The following is a 19,356-nucleotide window of genomic DNA, read 5'->3' as shown; positions in this document are numbered from 1 at the left end:
TGGCAATATAGGCAAGAAAGGCATGCTCTTATTTATATGGGCTGATAGATGTTAAGTTATATTTATATTCCCGTCTTTAGTACTAGCTCATTCATACTCTTCGCGCGTGCCACATCGTTCAGCGCCTCGATAAAGTCACAAGGTACGCCATCGATTAACTCTTCGTTTAAGTAGGTATTAATAAGGGTCTCGTCAGTCAGGTACTCCGCTACATCAAATCGGCTGAATAAAAAAGGTAGACGCTACATGCCTGCCCATACAGTTTTATACCTAAAAAAAGCTGCTTAAACTGCTTAAATTAGCTATAACATAGGATAGGCAAGGAATTAGATTAAGGTAGGCATTTGCTTAACGTTGCTTAAATTGCTTAATCTCGTCTTAAATTGGCTTGTTACTGAGTTTAAGCAGCTTAAGCAAGCTTAAGATTTGGCAATCCTCACAGAAGACCCCTAGCTGCATGGGCTAGGGGTAGTTTAAGCAATTTAAGCAGGATTTCTTAAGCATTAATATTAATCGTATAACTTTGGATTAATAAATATCACTTTACTTCGCCCTTCCATTTCTTGTCTGATATGTTTAGAAGATTCTAATTTGTCCAACTCAATCTGTAATAACTTAGTGTTCTTACGCATAGGGTTTGGAGAGTTATTAGCGATATAAGTTCTATTGAGTTTATGCGACTTCTTATCACAGGCTTTATCCACTAGCCAGCGGCTTAGCTTCTCACTGTCGTTCTGCTCACATGTAGGCGTGGCATTAAGGTAGCGTAAGCGCTCGCTTGTGGAATACTCCACAAGCAGAAAAGCACGGGTTATGTCATCTGCAGTAATAGTTTCACGTTTTTCAAAAAATGCAATTAATGAAGCTATACGGCTGGCATTTTCTGCCATACGTGACGCATACGCTTTTAAGTATGCCAATGCCTGCCCGTTGGCTTGGCGGTTCTCTATATCTTGAGCAAGTTTATTAAAGACTTGTCTTGCATAGGTATCTTCCCATTTTATTTTTAGACGCTGGAATGTACCTTGCGCGTCTTTTGGTTCATTAGCTGGTAAGGGCGCAAGTAAGGTATCACAGCGTGACCAGTATTTTATTAAATCAGGACTGTCATAAGGATTATCCTTATTGCGCTTCTCGTCATTCCAAACTCTTTTACCGCGTAAGTCCTCAGGACAAGCGATAATCGCCCGTGGCAAAAGACCTTGCCCGTTCATCAGTGGGTCAGTTAATGCTGGCTCTAATATCACGCGTTGACCTTGAAGAAAGAGAGTCATGCGAACGTCGTAAGCATCGGTTCGGGGTGTGGCGTGAGCTGACTTTTGAGAACGTTGTCTTGATGCCTTACCATTACTATGCAGCTTTGTAATAGCGCCTAGTGCATTACCTGCAGTATCACCTTTCATAGTGTGACCATTAAAAAACTGTCCTGCTTCATCAGTTGACCATGAAGCATTACTAATCTCACCATCGACAAACTTATCTAAGATAGGTTCAATAGTTGTATCATCGAAAACAGTTTTGGGATTAACAGGCTTGGGTGTAGTGCATAAATATTCTTTTAATTCAGCACCTTTTAATCCTACTTTGTCACCTTCCCATAATTCTAGGTCTTGCAGATACTCCTCATACTGCTGACGCTCATGCTCGTCTATTTTGAAGTGAGTTAAGCCCATAGTTTGCGTTTTGCCACTACCGCTTTCGCCCTCTGTGATTAATATAAGGCTGGCTGGCATGTGCCCATGTCCCATAGGTGCATCAATGAAACGTTGCCCCATGTGTGCCAGTGCTCCTAAGACGCATTGACCAGCCATTGCAAGTGGTACTTGTGCGTAATACGCCACGACTTCAATGACTCGTTTTAATAAGCCTGTGAATGCATTGATAGGATAGGGCGTGGGGGCGCTAAAGTCGTTAGCTAAATTTTCAGGATCAGGCCATTGCTCATTTTTCGTTAGTTTATGATCGCTTAAGCTTTCTAGTTTCGTGCTATCATTGGCTTGATCACTATTGAATTGACAGTCGCATGTGAATTTCTTGTGGTCAGTAACGCTCATGCTACCAACATGAGCGTTTTTGTTTTTTGGATCAATCATTGGTATTCTCCTGTGTGTTATTAGCAGGATTACCATGATTTTCTAACCATTCTAGAACATCGCTATTGCGCCATGCCACCATAGTTGGTGATAGTCTTATGCTGGCTGGAAACCTACCATCTTGTGACCATTCGTGTAGCGTTGTGCGTCCAAACGGTAAAAATGGCAGGATGTCTCTAGCTCGAGACATTCCTTGAGGTGGTAGCAATCTCACTAAGTTCTGATTATGGGTAGGGGTGTTAAGATATGTCATTCTATATCTCCATGTGAGCCGTGACGGGATGTCGCGGTATGGATAGAATGTTATGTTTTTGAAGTACAATAAAAAACCCCCAAGTCACTGTGATAAAGGGGGTTATCGGGAAATATTTGCGAGTCAGGGGTTTATTTTTTCATGTATAAAACAATATCTTTGCTATCATCTTTTCTAGGCCTACCACCTTTTTTAGCATAATCGGGAGCTGTATCTTTAAGCCACTCATTGATAGTGTCGTCCTTAGATATTTGTAAATCTCCAGAAATCATGGGACTATGTATATTAAATAATATGTACTTAAGCTGCTGCACCATTTGATTTTTTTTAATTTGTTTTTCCTTATCCATTTTCCACAAATAATCGGCTATAGCTATTCCTGTACCTTTAAGTAAGCTGTTTATGAGATTTTTTTTCTCAAGTGAAGGTATTTCTGTAGTGTCTCCTTGATGTTGTTCAGATCGTAATTTATCGATATCTTTTTTAAGTGAATTTATTTCTTTATCTTTTTCATTAATGATCCTATTTTTTGTTGAAACCTCTTTTTTTAAATTTGGGACCAGATGACTGTCATTTATAATAGTAAGAATATAAAGTAGGTCGTTTCTTGCAAAAAGTAATTTATTCCCAAGTTCTGAATCTAATTTGTTATCCAAACTATTATCGGTAGGATGAAGCAAATACCCCATTATTTCATCATCACTTAATTCCGGATCGTTCAGATAGAATTCGATGCCTTTAGAAATTGGTCTTTCTTTTCCGAAAACTAATTCTATTCCTAACTGGCTATGTGAGATGTTTAGTGGGGACAGTTTGAACAATCCTGAAGTATGCGAAGGTGAAACTTTTACCTTGCTAGCGTATTGATCTTGGAACGAAGATAGTAATTTCTTCACATAGTAAATGATGTCATTAAACTTAGTGGTCGAGTCATAAGAGAGTGGGGAGGTTAGCTCGCCGATTTCTAATTTTGAAATATCTTTTTTTATAGTATTTGTTAAGGAGCTTATAGTTGACTCTCGATTCATTGATATTACATTAGTGACTAAGTAAACTAAACCTGTATACTTTAAGTAAGGTATAAGTTGACTTGTATCAATAAGTTTCATAATAGCTTCGTCATTATTGAAAGCTCTATCATTCGTCTCTGCCAAAAGCTTTCTAACTTCGTTGAGTGTATAAAAATTTTTCATATCGTCGGGCATCTTTATTGTTTATCTGGTTATAAGTTAATAGGATTAACGCTTGCAGAATCTATATAATCTGCCCACTTATTCATCATATCTCGACGATAATCCAAATGCTGAGCGCCATTATACGCTTTGCTTATTTTATTCTCTTGCTCATGAGCTAGTTGTAGTTCTATTGCTTCATGCATATAACCCTGCTCATGTAATGTAGTACTCGCCAGACCTCGGAATCCATGCCCCGTCATTTTGTATTTATAGCCCATCTGGTAAAGCGCATTGATAAAGGCGTTTTGACTATAAGGCTTACGAGTAGAGGGATTATAGAATACATACTGCTCTGAAAAATTCAGCTCTTTAATTTGTTGTAATATATCTATGACCTGTGGTGCAAGAGGCACAATGTGAGGTCTATCCATCTTCATTTTATCCGCAGGTATACGCCAAACTTTATCCTTCCAGTCAATTTCTTCCCATTCCATGAATCTAAGCTCATTAGTACGCACGAACGTGTAGCATAGGAACCATAGACCTAGTTTGACTGGGATATGGCCAGTGTAGTTATCAATGTCACTTAAAAGCTGAGGTAACTCTTTTGATATAATGCGGCTATGATTTTTAGTTTTATGTGGTTTAATAGCTGCCGATAAGTCTGCTGCAGGGTTTGATGTGGCCATGCCGGTGCGAATAGCATGTTTGAATATCTGTCCAACCTCTGCCATTATACGTCGCGCCATTTCATTAGCGCCACGAGCCTCGATATTTTTACCAATCTTCAAAATATCAGGTGGGGTAATATCATCAATTAGTTTATGACCAATAATCGGTTTAACGTCACGCATATAGGCCGAATAGTTACGACTAAACGTACTTGTGGCTAAAAAGATTTTACGATCTGCATACCACGCTTGAGCAATGGTATCAAAAAGTCTTGACCCATCTTGTTCTGCGATTTTTTCTTTCTTCTTATCTTTTGGGTTAATATTTTCGTGAATCAGTTGCTTTATTTCTAAATTACGTTGGCGTGCTTGCTGCAGTGTGATGACTGGGTATTTACCTAAAGTGAGTGACTGCTGTTTACCTTGCCAGCGGTAAGCACTGACCCAGACCTTGTTTCCTGTATGTCTTACCCATAACTGTAAGCCATCGCCATCACTGTGCTTATCAGGCCGGCTGGGGGTGCATTTTTCGCTTGGAGTTAGTTTGTTGATAATAGTATGAGTTAATGGCATGTTGGTATATCTCCGCGTTGGTATAATCTATACCAACAAATATACCAATATTCTATATAGTTCGCCACATACCAAGATATTCGTAAAACTCGCAAAACCCCATAAAAAAAGGCTTGCCGCATCGCTGCGAACAAGCCTGATTTAATATGTGGTGGGCCCAGTAGGACTTGAACCTACGACCAAAGGATTATGAGTCCTTAATTTTACAACAACAATACACGATAGCTATCAATAACTATCTATGAATTTAGACTTAAAACCTCTCAGTATAAGGGTTTGAATCTAAAGCTCTCTATAACTAACAACAACCAAATATATCTAACAATAAATTTATAGTATCAAAATAGTATCAAATTAATAGTATTGATACTATTTGAAAGTCTAAATGGTTATGGCTACTATCTATCCATGATTAATAGTAAGGGATAAATATTTACTTCAAAGTATCAAAAAAGCTAAGAGCGAAATACACTTACTTTCAGATAAGATCTAGCTAAACTATACTAGGAGATATAAAAGGTAAACTGCTTGGGTGAAGGTTCGGAGAAAGAGCATTCTGAGTGAGTATGAAAATATACTACCGAGATTAAAGATTGTGACGCTTGCATCGCTATTCCGAGCGGTCTCATTCAGATTGCCATTGTTATCTACTATCTTTTTGATAGCTTCTGCCTTAAATTCTGTACTGTAGCTCTATATTTTCTTAATCATAATAAACTCATTATTGAGTTTTTAGTTTACCAAGTTTGGTTCTACAGTTTTTTCAGCATAGCTCAGTAATAGCTCATAGACAGCTGTACTTAACCATGTGCCATTTTTTGATTAGCAGTATTATGATAGTTTAACTTTGACAGGCGTTTCTACCTCATTAAAGTAAATCTAGCTCCTACATAGTCTGTGCGATTCACTTTAGCAATCACCCCGTATTACGCAGACCCGCTGCCAACGCATTGATACTACGTATTAATGGATCTTCAACGGCAAGATCACCATGGTTGACGTCACCTGTCGCATCTTTTTGCCTGGCACGTTTTAGTAGCTCGATTTGGATGTAATTAATCGGGTCTAAATAAGCGTCGCGCCATTGTAGTGACGCGGCAAGGTTTTGCTGGTGCGCCAATAACGAGGTCTGGTTAAGCAAAGCGTTTAAACCTGAATAGGTCAGCTCGTGCTCATCAGTCACGGCTTTCATAATCTGTTCACGTAAAATCTCATCATCACATAACTGGCTATAAGCCTGAGCAATACTCATATCAGATTTGGTAAAAGCCATTTCAATATTGCTAATAAATACGTTAAAAAATGGCCAGCAGTTATTCATCTCTCTCATTAAAGCTTCGTCTTGTTTAACGCTATGAAGAGCACTACCTACGCCATACCAAGCAGGCAGTGTAAAGCGTGCTAATGACCAGCCAAATACCCAAGGAATCGCGCGCAAGGTCGTCTTACTTGGCAAGCCTTTGTTACGGTGCGCTGGGCGTGAACCGATATTTAGTAAAGAGATTTCTGCCACTGGCGTTGCTTGTGAGTAGAATTGATAAAAGCCTTCGGTGTGGTCAGTCAGCTGACGATAGCGTTGCTCCCCCGCATCTGCTAAACGTGCAAAGAGCGCTTCATAATTTGGCAATTCAGGCGGTTGCACCACAAACCTTGAGGAGCAGGCTTTAAGCGTACCAGTGATGCCCATAGTTAGCTCAAACACTGCAGTATCGGTGTTGGCATATTTGGCATAAAGCACTTCACCTTGCTCGGTGACTTTAATTTGTCCATGCAGTGTACCCGCAGGTTGCGCGGCAATCGCGTTATGTGTTGAGCCACCACCACGACTGACAGAGCCACCGCGACCATGAAACAAGCGCGTTTTAATACCATATTCATCAGCGATACGGTTAATGGTTTGCTGCGCGCTATAGAGCTGCCATGCAGACGTAATAATACCGCCATCTTTTGATGAGTCAGAATAACCTAACATGATTTCTTGGGTGTTATTTGAGTGTTGTAGCAACCCTCGATATAGCGGGTTATCCAAGACGGTAGGTAAAATCTTATCGATATTTTTAAGGTCTTCGATGGTTTCAAACAAGGGTGCGACAGGTAAGTCAGCAGATAATTGCCCCTTATCGTCAATCTTACATAAGCCTGCAAAGCGCATCAGTAGTAATACTTCTAGTAATTGACTGGCGTTGTTGGTCATCGAGATAACATAACTGCCAAAAGTATCTTGTCCGACCAGTTTACGTAAGGTGGCCACAGAGTTCATCAAAGCCAATTGTTCGCGTGTTTTATCACTCAAGTTATCGGTGTAAATAAGCGGTGTGCCCGGCTTTTTAAGTAAGCGCGTGAGCCACTCTTGGCGCTCGGTTTCACTAAGGGTTTGATAGTCTGGCAAATTAGAGGCATTGGCAAAAATATCGGCTATCACCTCGCTATGATAAGACGACTCTTGACGAATATCGAGCGCTGCTAGATGGAAGCCACAGGTTTTGACCAGACGAATCATATCTAGCAATAAGCCTTCACCATGTGCTTTGTCATGAGTATTGACACTTTGACGGATGATGCGTAAATCTTCTAATAGCTCTTGTGGGTTGGCGTAAGCATCTTGTGCGGCTTCAAGGTCTGCACCTTTACTTTGAATGTGACGATTGGTCGCTTTTATTTTGGCAAGGATAATCGATAACAACCTTCGGTACGGCTCATTGTTGTAATCATCAGGATTATAATAGAATACTTTTTGATCGAGAGTGGCGTATTCCTTTATACGAGCATAAACGTCTGGTGCAATCTCAATAATGGTATCGCTGTGAATAAGTTCACGACGCAATTTTTTGATTAATACTTGGTAATGGCGCAAAACGGCATCGGCATGCATCAGCACTGCCATTTCTGTGGTGTCATGAGTGACAAAGGGATTGCCATCTCTGTCGCCACCGATCCAAGAGCCAAAGCTCATGAACGCAGGTAATGGATAATCTGTTAACTCTGGATAGATATCAACAATGGCGTCTTTAATATTGCGATAAACCTTGGGAATGGCGTTGAATAAACTGGCATTGAAATAGTGTAAACCATTATTGATTTCGTCATAGACCAAAGGCTTACGGGTCCGCACTTCATCAGATGACCATAATAAATCAATCGTTTGCGCCGTTTGTTCTTTCGCTTGCTGGTAGGCGAAACTGTCTTCTGCAAGATTGTTTAAGGCATCGCTATGAGTAAAGAGACTCTGCAATAGATTCATGGTCGTACGGCGGCGCGCTTCGGTAGGATGAGCGGTAAAGACAGGTATAAATTTTAGCTGATCAATCAGCTCTTGCATTTGGGCAGGTTCAATATTGCGTTCACGACACTCAAGGAGCGTACGACGAAACGATCCTTCCCAGCTGTGCTCCGATTGCATACGTAAGGCTTGACGCTGTTCTCGTAAGTAGTTTTCTTCACTGAGATTGGCTAAGAAGAAATAGATAGAAAAGCTGCGTATGACATTTCTTAAGGTTTGATTGTCTAACGAGGCGATGAAGTCGATGAGTTGTTGCTGGTTCGCGTCGTTAGGCTCACGGCGTTGTTGGATAAAGCCTTTGCGCAGGGTTTCAATCGTATTAAGCGTTTGTTCGCCAGACTGGCGAGAAATCGCATCCCCTAGAAATGATCCTAATAAGCTGATGCGCTCACGTAATACGTCGTTATCTATAGTCATCCTTGACCTTCTTATTAAATTAGTGGGTGAAAAATAGCAAGAATACTAAATCGGTAAGCTCTCACAAAGAAAGATATTGTTTGCTAGAACTCGTAGCATGCTTACTGTTTATCAATTTAAAATAAATATTAGGGCGTGTTGAACATTCAAAGTTTCAACCAAAGATAAGCACAAGCGAGAGCCACCGTATTCTCATAACTTTGCTTGAGCTTATCAAATCTAGTTGCAACCGCCCTGTAGTTTTTTAACTTAGCAAAAGCATTTTCTACTAAGTGCCGAGCCTTGTACAAGTGCCAGTCCATATGGTTATTGGTGAACTTAGTATTCTGTTTTCTAGGAATATTATTGAAGCAACCCGCTTGTTCAATATGGTCTCGCAGCGGATCAGAATCATAGCCCTTATCGGCACATAGCATGTCTGTACCACTTAAATTAATCTTATCCACTAAATCTGGTGCTACCTTTACATCGTGAGTCGTGCCATCTGATAAGATAAAAGTAATAGGGTTACCGTGAGCATCAACCGCTAAATGAATCTTGGTGGCGCGTCCTGCCACACTTTTACTAATGGCTTGTTCCACCTCATTGCTACCATTACTGTGCTGATGCGCTTTAATGTGTGTGCCATCGATAAATACCCATTCACAGTCTGAGTCTTTCATTAATAAAGCGAACAGTGCAATCAGTTTATTGCTACGAAACCAGCGCTGATAAGCCTTGTAGACGGTATTAGGCTTACCAAAGTAAGGTGGCAGATCACGCCAAGGACAGCCAACACGCATCCGATATAATACGCCTTCAAAGGTTTGTCTAAGATTCCCTTTGTCATAGATATTAAGTTCTAGTAATATAGGTCTTAGTCTTGTCCAGTGTTGATCTTTGAGCATTGTACGAGGCATAGCAAACGAGGTCTTTTTTGTGTGAGAACTTAAAGACTAACCGTTTGCTATTTTTTTGCCATCGTTTTATTCCCAATGTTCAACACGCCCTAATAATACTTAATTTTTATGATGGAGGTTCATCGATAATCAAAAAATAAACTCTCTCAATTCAGCTCTCTACCATAGCAAGAATTTTACGATTGAGTACGTCAGTTTTAGCGCCATAAGTATATACAGCAAAGGGGTCGGCAGGGCTTTACATCTGTTCTGTCTGAAATTATAAAGGAAAGTAATAAAGTTTTGTGTTCATATTAATGGAATGCCAGCTTTAGAAATGGTTAATTCCACTAACGGTAGCAAGAGGTATAAGCTCTAGCAGCTTGGGTTATAAATTTGACCCAAATCTGTCTGCTACAAGGAATGTTACCATGACAACCCCTTCTGAATATCAATCAGAACATCAATCTATAAGTCGGTTTCGAGGGATTATTATCATTGCCATTGCGGCGCTCGGTGCTTTGGCACTGTGGCAGTTTCTGCCATTTTCTGATAATGAAAATAAAGGTTTAGCCTTACTGTTTTTTGTAGCTGTACTCTGGCTAACAGAAGCGGTACATACTACTTTCACCGCTATTATGATACCGGTACTTGGTGTGATGATTGCTATTCCTGATGTAAATACGAAAGTTGCTTTTTCCGCTTTTGCTGATCCTATTATCTTTTTATTCTTTGGTGGTTTTGCTCTAGCAGCTGCTTTACAAACCCAAAAGATGGATAGAAAAATTGCTTTATGGCTTATTCATATTGCAAAGGGCAACTTTGCCTTAGTCGTGTTTTCTATCTTTGTTGCGACAGCGTTTTTATCGATGTGGATCTCGAATACGGCAACGACAGCTATGATGTTGCCGTTGGTCGTCGGGATTATGGCAGGCGTAGATAGAGTGAAAGACCGTAATACCTTTGTTTTTGTCTTACTTGGACTTTGCTACTCTGCTGCTATCGGTGGTATTGGAACGATTGTGGGCACACCGCCTAACGCTATTACCGCCAATGCATTAGGTTTAACCTTTGCTGGATGGATGAAGGTTGCAGCGCCCTTTATGCTTATTATGTTCCCACTCATGCTAGGCATATTGTATTTGGTGTTTAAACCCAAGTTAAAGGTTGAGATGTCAACCATTCAAGAAGATATTCCTTGGACCGCTCAGCGCAAAATGACAATGATAGTATTTGCTGTAACAGCACTATCTTGGATATTTAGTAGCTTTATTGCTGATGCGACTGGCTGGTCTAGTGTGGATACTATTATTGCAGTGACGGCGGCAATCGCTATTGGGGTGCTAGGATTGGCAAGCTGGCAGGAGATTTCTGATAATACCGATTGGGGTATTTTAATGCTGTTTGGAGGCGGTATTACATTAAGTACTATTTTAAGTAATTCTGGTGCCTCGTTAGTCTTGGGTCAATCAATCGCACAGTTACTACAAGGTTCGTCGACTGTTGTGATTATCGCTGTGGTGGGGATATTCATTGTCTTCCTAACAGAGTTTAGTAGTAACACGGCAACGGCAGCTTTGCTCGTACCGGTATTTTCAGGTATTGCAGTGCAAATGGGTATCCCTCAAGCAACACTAGTGTTGACTATTGGCTTGGGCGTTTCTATGGCCTTCATGATGCCCGTTGCGACACCGCCAAATGCTATTGTTATGGGCTCAGGGCTAATAAAGCAGAGTGAGATGATGAAAGCAGGTGTTTGGCTAAACCTAGTTGGAGTCGCAGTATTAGTCGTCTATATAAAACTCTTGATATAAAGTAATCTTTTAAGCGCTATTAATGATTGATAAGACAGCAGATATTTTATGTATTTGCTGTCTTTTTATTACTCATTATATTTATGATTTTATAAGAAAAAATTAAATAAATGAGAGATCGTGTAATAAGTAATAGATATTAATTTCTAGAAAAATAAGGCATCTCATAAGACGCTAAAATCTCTTGTACCAATGCTTGAGCAACCGGTTCAAGCTTCTGGTAATCCTGGACAATCATACTACGCTCACGCGCGGCCCATACCTCATCTAAATATATTTTATGAAGATTCATGGTTCGTTGATGTCGATTAGCGGAAGACTCAGGAACAATGCTAATGCCTACACCTGCCTCTACCATGCGACAGATGGACTCAAAGCCTGAGACATTAACTCGTGTATCCATAGTAACGCCCATACGAGATTGTAAATCAGATAAGAAATCGCCTAGCGTACTACCTTGATGGAAACCAATATAGGGATGATCTAGGGTTTCAGAGAACTTTAGACTTTTCTTTTTCGCTAAAGGGTGGTTGATAGGGGTGACAACGGCCAAGCGATCGCTGCTAAAGTTAATGACCTCAATAGACTCTGCCATCACAGGTCCCGATAAAATACCAATATCTGTCGTACCACTTACAACACCGCGAATAATTTCTTTTGTTAAGCGTTCTTGTAAATCAATGGTTACTTCTGGACGTTGAATTAAAAAATCGGCCAAAATTTCAGGTAAAAAATCGGTCACTGCCGTGGAGTTTGCATAGATACGAACGTGTCCAGTAGCGTCAGAGCGATACTCAGAAAAGCTATTTTTTACTTGCTGGATTTGACCCAATATGCTACGGGCGTGAACCAAGAGCTTGAGGCCATCATCAGTCAGCTGCATTCCTTTGTTATGACGATAAAACAGACGAGTGTTAAGTTGCGTCTCTAGTTTTTTGATACGTGTACTGGCTGCCGCAGGAGAAATAAACGTCTTTTTTGCTGCCTGAGTCAGACTAGGTGACTCTGCGATAGCACAAAAAAGCTGTAAGTCAACAATATCGAAATGCATGAGTAAGGGAGCCTGTTGTAGATAAATGAATACAAATGATTAACCGTTAACACAAAGCCGTTTCAAGAAGTTTTTAGAATCAATATCAGCATTAGTAAAAACGGAACGCTATGTTAATAAATCAATGATTTTCAGCAATACGTTTTATTGGCATAATTTCTTTAACGTCCATGAATGATAACAATAATGTGGTTATTCAGATGCCTCTAGTTTGTAGGCTTTTATTAAATAGGTAAGGGATAATACAATGCAAGCAACGACTTCTAATTCAGAACTTAATCTTAGCGAATGGATTGGTAATCATCAAAACACCCAAGATAGCATCTGTGAGGTTTTAGTTCGCCGTATGGCAGCGACCTTAGGTGTCACAAGCCCCAAGATTGGCGAGCCACTACCTGCATTATGGCATTGGATGTTTTTCCAACCTGAGCTTAATAATACTGAGTTAGGCGAGGACGGACACCCACAAGTAGGTGGCTTTATGCCTCCAGCACTAGGCCGTAATAGAATGTGGGCAGGGGGCAGCTTAGAGTTCAGTCAGCCATTAATTATCGGTAAACCTGCAACTTGTGACTCTACTATAGAAAACGTTGTAGAAAAGCAAGGATCTACAGGCTCTTTGGTTTTTGTCACCGTTCGTCATGACTATACGCAAGAAGGTGAGCATAAATTTACTGAACGCCAAAATATTGTTTATCGCCTCCCAACCCCGCCAAAGCATACTTCAGATACTGCTCCAAAGGCTCAGTGGTCAACTCACGTTACGCCAAGCTCTACTTTGTTATTTCGATATTCTGCAGTCACCTTCAACGGTCATCGTATCCATTATGATTATCCGTATGTTACCGACACCGAAGGCTACGATAATCTCGTCGTTCATGGTCCATTGATGGCAACTTTAGCACTACATGGCTGTTTAAACGATCATCCTAATAAAGTATTAAAAAGCTTCAAGTATCGCGGTGTACGACCAGCCACTCTAGGTGATGATATTCATATTGAAGGCACCATGATCAATGATAGCCAAGCTGACGTATGGATAAGTAATGACAATGGTGTTATTCAACAAGGGCAAGTTGAGTTTGCAGTATAAACTAACAAGACTTATGTAGATTATCAGAAGATAAAATATCCAAAAAAATTATTCGCATAGTAGCGCAAGGAGTTTCTCATGCAAAACGAAAGAACAGAACATCTAAATACAATTAGAGATGGAATCAAAGGTTTAATGTCAGGGTTTGGTAGTGAATACTGGCGCGAACTTGATGCGACGAAAGGCTTTCCTGATGAGTTTGTAAAGGCTTTGAGTGAAGATGGTTGGTTATCAGCGTTAGTGCCAGAGGAATATGGCGGCTCAGGATTAGGTATCGCAGAAGCCTCAGTGATTATGGAAGAGATCAATCACTGCGGTGGCAATGCCGGTACTGTACATGGTCAAATGTATAACTTGTTTACGCTGGTCAAGCATGGAACACCTGCACAAAAAGAGCGTTATTTATCCAAGCTAGCCTCTGGTGAGTTACGTTTACAGTCGATGGCAGTCACAGAGCCTACGAGTGGCACCGACACAACGGCTATCACAACGACCGCCGTAAAAAAAGGCGACAAATACATTGTCAACGGTCAAAAGGTGTGGATATCACGTGTTCAGCATTCTGACTTGATGATTTTGTTGGCCAGAACCACACCGCTTTCAGAAGTTAAAAGTAAAGTAGATGGATTATCAATATTCCTAGTCGATTTGCATACTGCCATTGGAAATGGTTTAACCGTACGTCCAATCGATAATATGGTCAATCACGAAACCAATGAATTGTTTTTCGATAATCTTGAGATTCCAGAAGAAAACTTAATGGGAGAAGAAGGTAAAGGCTTTCGCTATATTCTTAGCGGTTTGAATGCCGAACGAACCTTAATTGCTGCTGAATGTATTGGCGATGGTCGTTGGTTTATTGAGCAGGCCAGTAATTATGCTAATGAACGTCAGGTGTTTGGGCGTCCAATTGGTAAAAATCAAGGCGTACAGTTTCCAATTGCTGAAGCGCATATAGAAGTGGAAGCAGCTGATTTAATGCGTTGGAAAGCCTGTGAAGACTATGAAAACGGGAGTACGAACGCCGGTGCGTCAGCAAATATGGCAAAATATTTAGCGGCAAAAGCATCTTGGGAAGCAGCAAATGCTTGTCTACAAACCTTTGGTGGTTTTGGTTTTGCCAACGAATACGATGTTGAACGTAAATTCCGCGAAACTCGATTGTATCAAGTTGCGCCAATCTCAACCAACTTAATATTATCTTACGTTGGCGAAAAAGTACTAAAAATGCCAAGAAGTTTTTAGAGGTATTCACTTAAGAATGATAGTAGGAACGTAAACGGTCTATTTGAAAGAACACTTTTCTCAGCCAAGACCGTTTAGCACTCTGATTTCTTAGCTATATTAGCTAGTGTATTGACAAGATAACAGGACATATTATGACTAACCATACAGAGCAAAAGCGCCCGCTTGATGGCATTACCGTAATCAGTTTGGAACATGCCATTGCAGCGCCATTTTGTACTCGTCAGCTTGCAGATTTGGGTGCTAGAGTCATCAAAGTTGAACGCCCTGGAGTAGGAGACTTTGCTCGAAATTACGATGAGCGAGTTGATGGCTTGTCTTCGCATTTTGTGTGGGTTAACCGCGGTAAAGAAAGTCTTGCATTAGATTTAAAGTCACCTGAGGCACAGCCAGTGTTAGACAAGCTTTTATCGGAAGCTGATGTATTAGTACAAAACCTTGCGCCAGGGGCTAGTGCAAGGATGGGACTCGGCTACGAGGCGCTACATAAGAAGTATCCACAATTAATTGTCTGCGATATTTCAGGCTATGGAATGAGCGGTCCTTATGAGAAGAAAAAAGCATATGACTTATTGATTCAAAGTGAAAGCGGTCTGTTGTCAGTGACTGGTAATGATAATGAAATGGCAAAAGTAGGGGTTTCCATAGCAGATATCTGTGCCGGCATGTATGGATACTCTTCAATCTTAGTCGCGCTACGATTACGTGATCAGACTGGTGAGGGCAGCCATATCGATGTATCGATGCTAGAGTCATTGGTCGAATGGATGGGCTTCCCCTTATATTATACTTATGAAGGTGCAGCTGCGCCTACTCGTAATGGCGATTCTCATGCAACCATCTATCCTTATGGTTCGTTTGCCACTGCTAATGGCTCAGTAATGTTTGGACTACAAAATGAGCGAGAGTGGCAAATATTTTGTGAAAAGGTGCTACAAGATTCGGACATTGCCCTTGATGAGCGCTTTAGCAAAAATAGCCTCAGAGTACAAAATCGCGACGTGCTAAAAAATATTATCGAAGAGAATTTTGCCAAGCTTACCAAAGCTGAAGTCATTCAGCTTTTAGATGCTGCTCAGATTGCTAATGCCCAAGTTAATGAGATGCCAGATGTTTGGGAACATCCACAATTGCAGGCACGTAATCGCTGGCGTACTATCAGAAGTGGCGAAAACGAGTTACCGGCTATGCTCCCTCCTGCAGTGAATAATCAGTTTGAGTATGCTATGGGTGATGTTCCAGCGTTAGGTGAGCATACACAAGCAATTCTACATGAGCTTGGGTTTGACAAAATAAGCTAAAATAAACGATCTAAAGTGATTTATTCATAATTGTATTTTAGGAGCAAAGCATGCAAACCTCTATTGATAAAGACGCAACTGCTTTGAAGGTTGGTCTTGCTAATATTCATACTTGGTTATTTGTCCCCGCCACAAAAATAGAGCGAGTCGCAAAAGCATTCGCTAGTGGAGCAGATGCGGTGATTGTCGATTTAGAGGATGCTGTTGCACAAGCAGACAAGGCACAGGCTCGCGATGCATTACAGCAGTACTATGACAGTGCTGACTATCAACCGGTCTGGGTACGCATCAATCAAGCCGGTAGTACAGACTATGCTGAAGATATAAAACTATGCGAGCAGCTGCCCAATCTCGCTGGAATCATATTGCCCAAAGCGGAGCAGGCTGCAGATCTTGAATATATTCATCATCTCAGTGGTTTGTCAGTAATAGCGTTAGTCGAAAGCGCTGTTGGCTTACATAACCTTGATAATATGGCCAGCGCACCAGGATTGCTCGCTTTTAGTTATGGATTTCTAGATTTTTGTAATGATTTGAACGTACAAGTAGGTACGGCAGCAGCGGATATTATCGCCAATAAAATTCGCTATCAATTACTTATCAGCTCAAAAGTACATCAACTATCGGCACCTATTGACACCGTCTATCCAGAATTTAATGATAGTGAAGGTCTCAGTCAGCGCGTACAGCTGTGGTCACAGATGGGCATGTCAGGCATGCTCTGTATCCATCCTAAACAAGTCGTTACCGTCCAAGAGTCTCTCCGACCTTCAGACGCTGATATTGAGTTTGCAAAACGGGTTATAGCAGAGTACGAAAGAACTGGAAAGGCGGTATTTAAAGTAGAAGGTAACATGATAGATGCACCAGTCATTCAGCGCTGCTATCAGTTGTTAAATAGGTGAGTTTATTAACTCGATATATTTGTATTGAGCATAACCTGCTTTAAGTTTTATCTCAATTATCCACGCCTATCATCGCGTATAACATAGTCAAATCTCTTGTGAGTAATTGTATAAATATGACTAGATATAGAGCGCAGCGATCCTCTCCAAAACTTAATGCACCTTCATGGATGTTAAAATCCACCATTGGCTTGATCGGTATGTTTGCATTTTTGCAAGTATATTCTGTGCAGGCAGTATTGCCAGTACTAATGATGGATTTATCGGCGACCGAAGTACAAGCGGGAATGACAGTAGGAGCGACAGTGATGGCGATTGCGATCATGTCGCCATTTTTGGGCATGCTTTCAGATGCTATTGGTCGTAAGCGTATTATTGTAGGATCGATATTATTCTTAGCGTTACCGACATCAATGATTGCCCAAAGTCCTAGTATTGAGTGGATGTGGTTATGGCGCTTTATGCAGGGACTGTCTGTACCAGGCATTACGGTAGTGACTATCGCTTATATTGGTGAAGAGTTTGAGGGACGAGCAGTGACAGATTTGATGTCATTTTATGTCTCAGGCACGGTATTTGGTGGCTTTATGGGACGCTTTTTGCTTGGACATTTGCACGAATTTATTGGCTGGCGGCATGGGTATTATGTGATGGCAGCGATGACATTGATAGGAGCGATTTGGGTAAGTAAGGCACTGCCAACATCACGTTCTTTTGAGCCTAACCCAAATTTCCGATCGGCAATAAAAACCCTTGGCGAGCATTTAGTTAATCGCTATGTGGTTACCGCCTGTTTACTTGGCGCATGTGTGCTGTTCTCCTTAGTCGGCTGCTTTACTTTTATTAATCTACATCTGGCAAAAAGTCCATATGAACTAACCACAGGACAGCTAGCAAATATATTTGCCGTATATTTAATTGGTGTGATTATCACTCCTTTGTCGACTACACTATTACGCCGTTTTGGCTCGGCGCGTACGGTGCGCGTAGCAGTAATTACGTCGATGATAGGGGTGTTGATAACTTTATTTATACCACTTTGGGGTATTATTATTGGGCTAACGATTATGTCGTCAGGGGTCTTTATTACTCAAGCAGCAACCATCAGTTACATCGCTATTAATGTAAAAAAAGGACGTTCATTAGCTTCTGGATTATACTATATGTTCTATTATGCGGGCGGGACGATAGGTGCGTGGCTATGTGGCTTAGCGTATGAAAAGGGGCAATGGCAATTAACCGTTTGGTTGCTGTTGTTTATACAGGTCTTAGCACTTTCTGTGGCGAGTTTTGGAATGGTTAAAACTAAATCTTATACAGCTTAGTGTATCTGCTGTTTAATGAGCTTTGCTGTCAAACCCCGATATTAATAACGTCACCTAAGAAAAGCAAATTTCATACCTAAGTCTTCTACACTATATAAACAATAGCATTTAGGGTCTTTTCGAGTCATCAGAGTAAAATAAATCCATGGTAATGGAGAGGTTAATGATATTTCGGACACCATAATATTGAGGTGTTTACCACCCAATAAGTTATAGTTTAGATTAATATTTGGTTTACTTTAGCATTGAATAATTCTTCGCTATCGATATTAATTTCAAAAACAACCCTTCATAAAAATTCTTTAAAATTATGATCTCCTAAGTTAATGTCTACGGTTTCTTCGGCACAGTTCAAGTGTTTATAGTGCACTAATTTGTTTGGCGCATCAGTCAGTTTAGCAACATAAATGATACCAGTAAGTTATCGATGGTCTCCAAAGTTTTTGGCCAATTCATCATCCATCCAGTCAGGATCAGTAATTAATAACTGGATCTTACGTGCGTATTGATAGTTAATTAATCACTCTGCCTTCTCATCAGTGTGAATCAAAGAACATAGCAATAGTCGCAAGTATTGTAAATGACATTTCGACCTCTATAGTGACCGAAAAATCAGAAATTACAAACAAAATCTGCTTCTAATTTGCTTGCTGTTCCAGACGAAAGAGGCTCAAAGAAATTGCTTTTTGTTCCAGAATATCTAACACTTCCATCTAGATTGTAACTAGTAAAATATGTGGTTTTAACTCTCATTGGATTGCTTTTACAATCGTAAGAATTAAAAACTATAAAATAAATTTTATCTTCGATGGCTATTCTTTTGGAAAGCACTTGTTTGTACTCACCTTGTACTGATATTGATTCTATATCAACGTAAACGTACCTTTTCTGCTCAGGGTTTGAATGAACTTGAACCCAATTTGATGCATTGGCATAAGTAAACAAAAAACCAAAAAATAGTATTACAGCCAATTTTTTCAAAAAAACCTCACAAAAATAGTTAAAGTTAGTTGCAAGTATAGAATTACCGCTGCAAATAGCCTCAAATTACCCACTTAAGGTACGCCCATAAATACACTGAGATCGACCATAAAATACAATACCTACTAAGATCAGCAATTTAAATACTGATCTTAGTACTCACTACAGGCAACGAACGGTAATCATCCCAACTATAAGAAACTTATCCAATAGAATTAAGTTGCGTGATTTAGTTTCTGTATCGGCGTAAAGCCGCCATCGCCATTGCTTCTGACAATGGCAAATAATTACTAATAGCTTA

General features: G+C 40.4%; 14 protein-coding genes and 2 pseudogenes. 6 read left to right on the top strand and 10 right to left on the bottom strand.

Features of this window, described 5'->3' with window-relative positions; all coding sequences use genetic code 11:
* Positions 1 to 62 precede the first annotated feature (62 nt).
* The 8 genes and pseudogenes from I3254_RS14365 to I3254_RS04215 form a co-directional block, all read right to left on the bottom strand.
* A pseudogene (locus I3254_RS14365) lies at positions 63 to 212 on the bottom strand (transcriptional regulator); the annotation flags it as partial.
* 297 nt (positions 213 to 509) lie between these two features.
* Positions 510 to 2,093, bottom strand: a complete 1,584-nt coding sequence (locus tag I3254_RS04245; protein WP_238051507.1) for a DUF3987 domain-containing protein — start codon at positions 2,091 to 2,093, stop codon at positions 510 to 512.
* Entirely contained in the window at positions 2,086 to 2,346 is a 261-nt protein-coding gene (locus I3254_RS04240) for an AlpA family phage regulatory protein (protein ID WP_238051505.1), read from the bottom strand. Before I3254_RS04240 ends, I3254_RS04245 begins: the two co-directional genes overlap by 8 nt.
* Before the next feature lie 131 nt (positions 2,347 to 2,477).
* Entirely contained in the window at positions 2,478 to 3,539 is a 1,062-nt protein-coding gene (locus I3254_RS04235; protein WP_238051502.1) for a hypothetical protein, read from the bottom strand.
* 29 nt (positions 3,540 to 3,568) lie between these two features.
* The gene (locus I3254_RS04230) at positions 3,569 to 4,765 is read right to left on the bottom strand and encodes an integrase arm-type DNA-binding domain-containing protein (protein WP_238051499.1); all 1,197 of its coding nucleotides are present in this window, start codon (positions 4,763 to 4,765) and stop codon (positions 3,569 to 3,571) included.
* Between the two features lie 615 nt (positions 4,766 to 5,380).
* Positions 5,381 to 5,476 (bottom strand): annotated as a pseudogene (locus tag I3254_RS04225) (transposase); the annotation flags it as partial.
* Between the two features lie 205 nt (positions 5,477 to 5,681).
* The gene (ppc, locus tag I3254_RS04220) at positions 5,682 to 8,462 is read right to left on the bottom strand and encodes a phosphoenolpyruvate carboxylase (RefSeq protein WP_238051496.1); all 2,781 of its coding nucleotides are present in this window, start codon (positions 8,460 to 8,462) and stop codon (positions 5,682 to 5,684) included.
* A gap of 146 nt (positions 8,463 to 8,608) precedes the next feature.
* On the bottom strand, positions 8,609 to 9,361 hold the full coding sequence (locus I3254_RS04215; RefSeq protein ID WP_238051493.1) for an IS5 family transposase: 753 nt from the start codon (positions 9,359 to 9,361) through the stop codon (positions 8,609 to 8,611).
* Between the two features lie 410 nt (positions 9,362 to 9,771).
* Between I3254_RS04215 and I3254_RS04210 the strand changes: the two genes are divergently transcribed.
* Positions 9,772 to 11,154 (top strand): DASS family sodium-coupled anion symporter, encoded by a 1,383-nt coding sequence (locus tag I3254_RS04210; RefSeq protein WP_238051490.1) that lies wholly within the window; start codon positions 9,772 to 9,774, stop codon positions 11,152 to 11,154.
* Positions 11,155 to 11,293: 139 nt separating this feature from the next.
* Here the strand turns inward: I3254_RS04210 and I3254_RS04205 are convergent, their stop codons facing one another.
* The gene (locus I3254_RS04205) at positions 11,294 to 12,205 is read right to left on the bottom strand and encodes a LysR family transcriptional regulator (RefSeq protein WP_238051487.1); all 912 of its coding nucleotides are present in this window, start codon (positions 12,203 to 12,205) and stop codon (positions 11,294 to 11,296) included.
* 247 nt (positions 12,206 to 12,452) lie between these two features.
* On the opposite strand from I3254_RS04205, the gene I3254_RS04200 reads away from it, so the two are divergent.
* From I3254_RS04200 to I3254_RS04180, 5 genes are all read left to right on the top strand, one after another.
* Positions 12,453 to 13,298 carry a MaoC family dehydratase N-terminal domain-containing protein gene (locus I3254_RS04200; RefSeq protein WP_238051467.1) on the top strand — a complete coding sequence of 282 codons (846 nt, stop codon included), beginning with the start codon at positions 12,453 to 12,455 and terminating at the stop codon, positions 13,296 to 13,298.
* Positions 13,299 to 13,376: 78 nt separating this feature from the next.
* Complete coding sequence (locus I3254_RS04195) at positions 13,377 to 14,543, top strand: acyl-CoA dehydrogenase family protein (RefSeq protein ID WP_238051464.1); 1,167 nt, start codon at positions 13,377 to 13,379, stop codon at positions 14,541 to 14,543.
* 134 nt (positions 14,544 to 14,677) lie between these two features.
* On the top strand, positions 14,678 to 15,844 hold the full coding sequence (locus I3254_RS04190; protein ID WP_238051461.1) for a CaiB/BaiF CoA-transferase family protein: 1,167 nt from the start codon (positions 14,678 to 14,680) through the stop codon (positions 15,842 to 15,844).
* 50 nt (positions 15,845 to 15,894) lie between these two features.
* Entirely contained in the window at positions 15,895 to 16,749 is an 855-nt protein-coding gene (locus I3254_RS04185) for a CoA ester lyase (RefSeq protein ID WP_238051458.1), read from the top strand.
* A 170-nt stretch (positions 16,750 to 16,919) separates the two neighbouring features.
* A complete protein-coding gene (locus I3254_RS04180) occupies positions 16,920 to 18,074 on the top strand; it encodes an MFS transporter (protein WP_238051455.1) in 1,155 nt (384 codons plus the stop codon).
* Positions 18,075 to 18,686: 612 nt separating this feature from the next.
* On the opposite strand, the gene I3254_RS04175 is transcribed toward I3254_RS04180, so the two are convergent.
* Complete coding sequence (locus tag I3254_RS04175; protein ID WP_238051453.1) at positions 18,687 to 19,055, bottom strand: surface-adhesin E family protein; 369 nt, start codon at positions 19,053 to 19,055, stop codon at positions 18,687 to 18,689.
* Positions 19,056 to 19,356 lie beyond the last annotated feature (301 nt).

The sequence above is a fragment of the Psychrobacter sp. Ps2 genome (assembly GCF_022129405.1).
In the GTDB taxonomy this organism is placed as follows: domain Bacteria; phylum Pseudomonadota; class Gammaproteobacteria; order Pseudomonadales; family Moraxellaceae; genus Psychrobacter.
The sequence above is the reverse complement of the archived record's forward strand: the minus strand, read 5'-3'. Positions and strand labels throughout refer to the sequence as shown.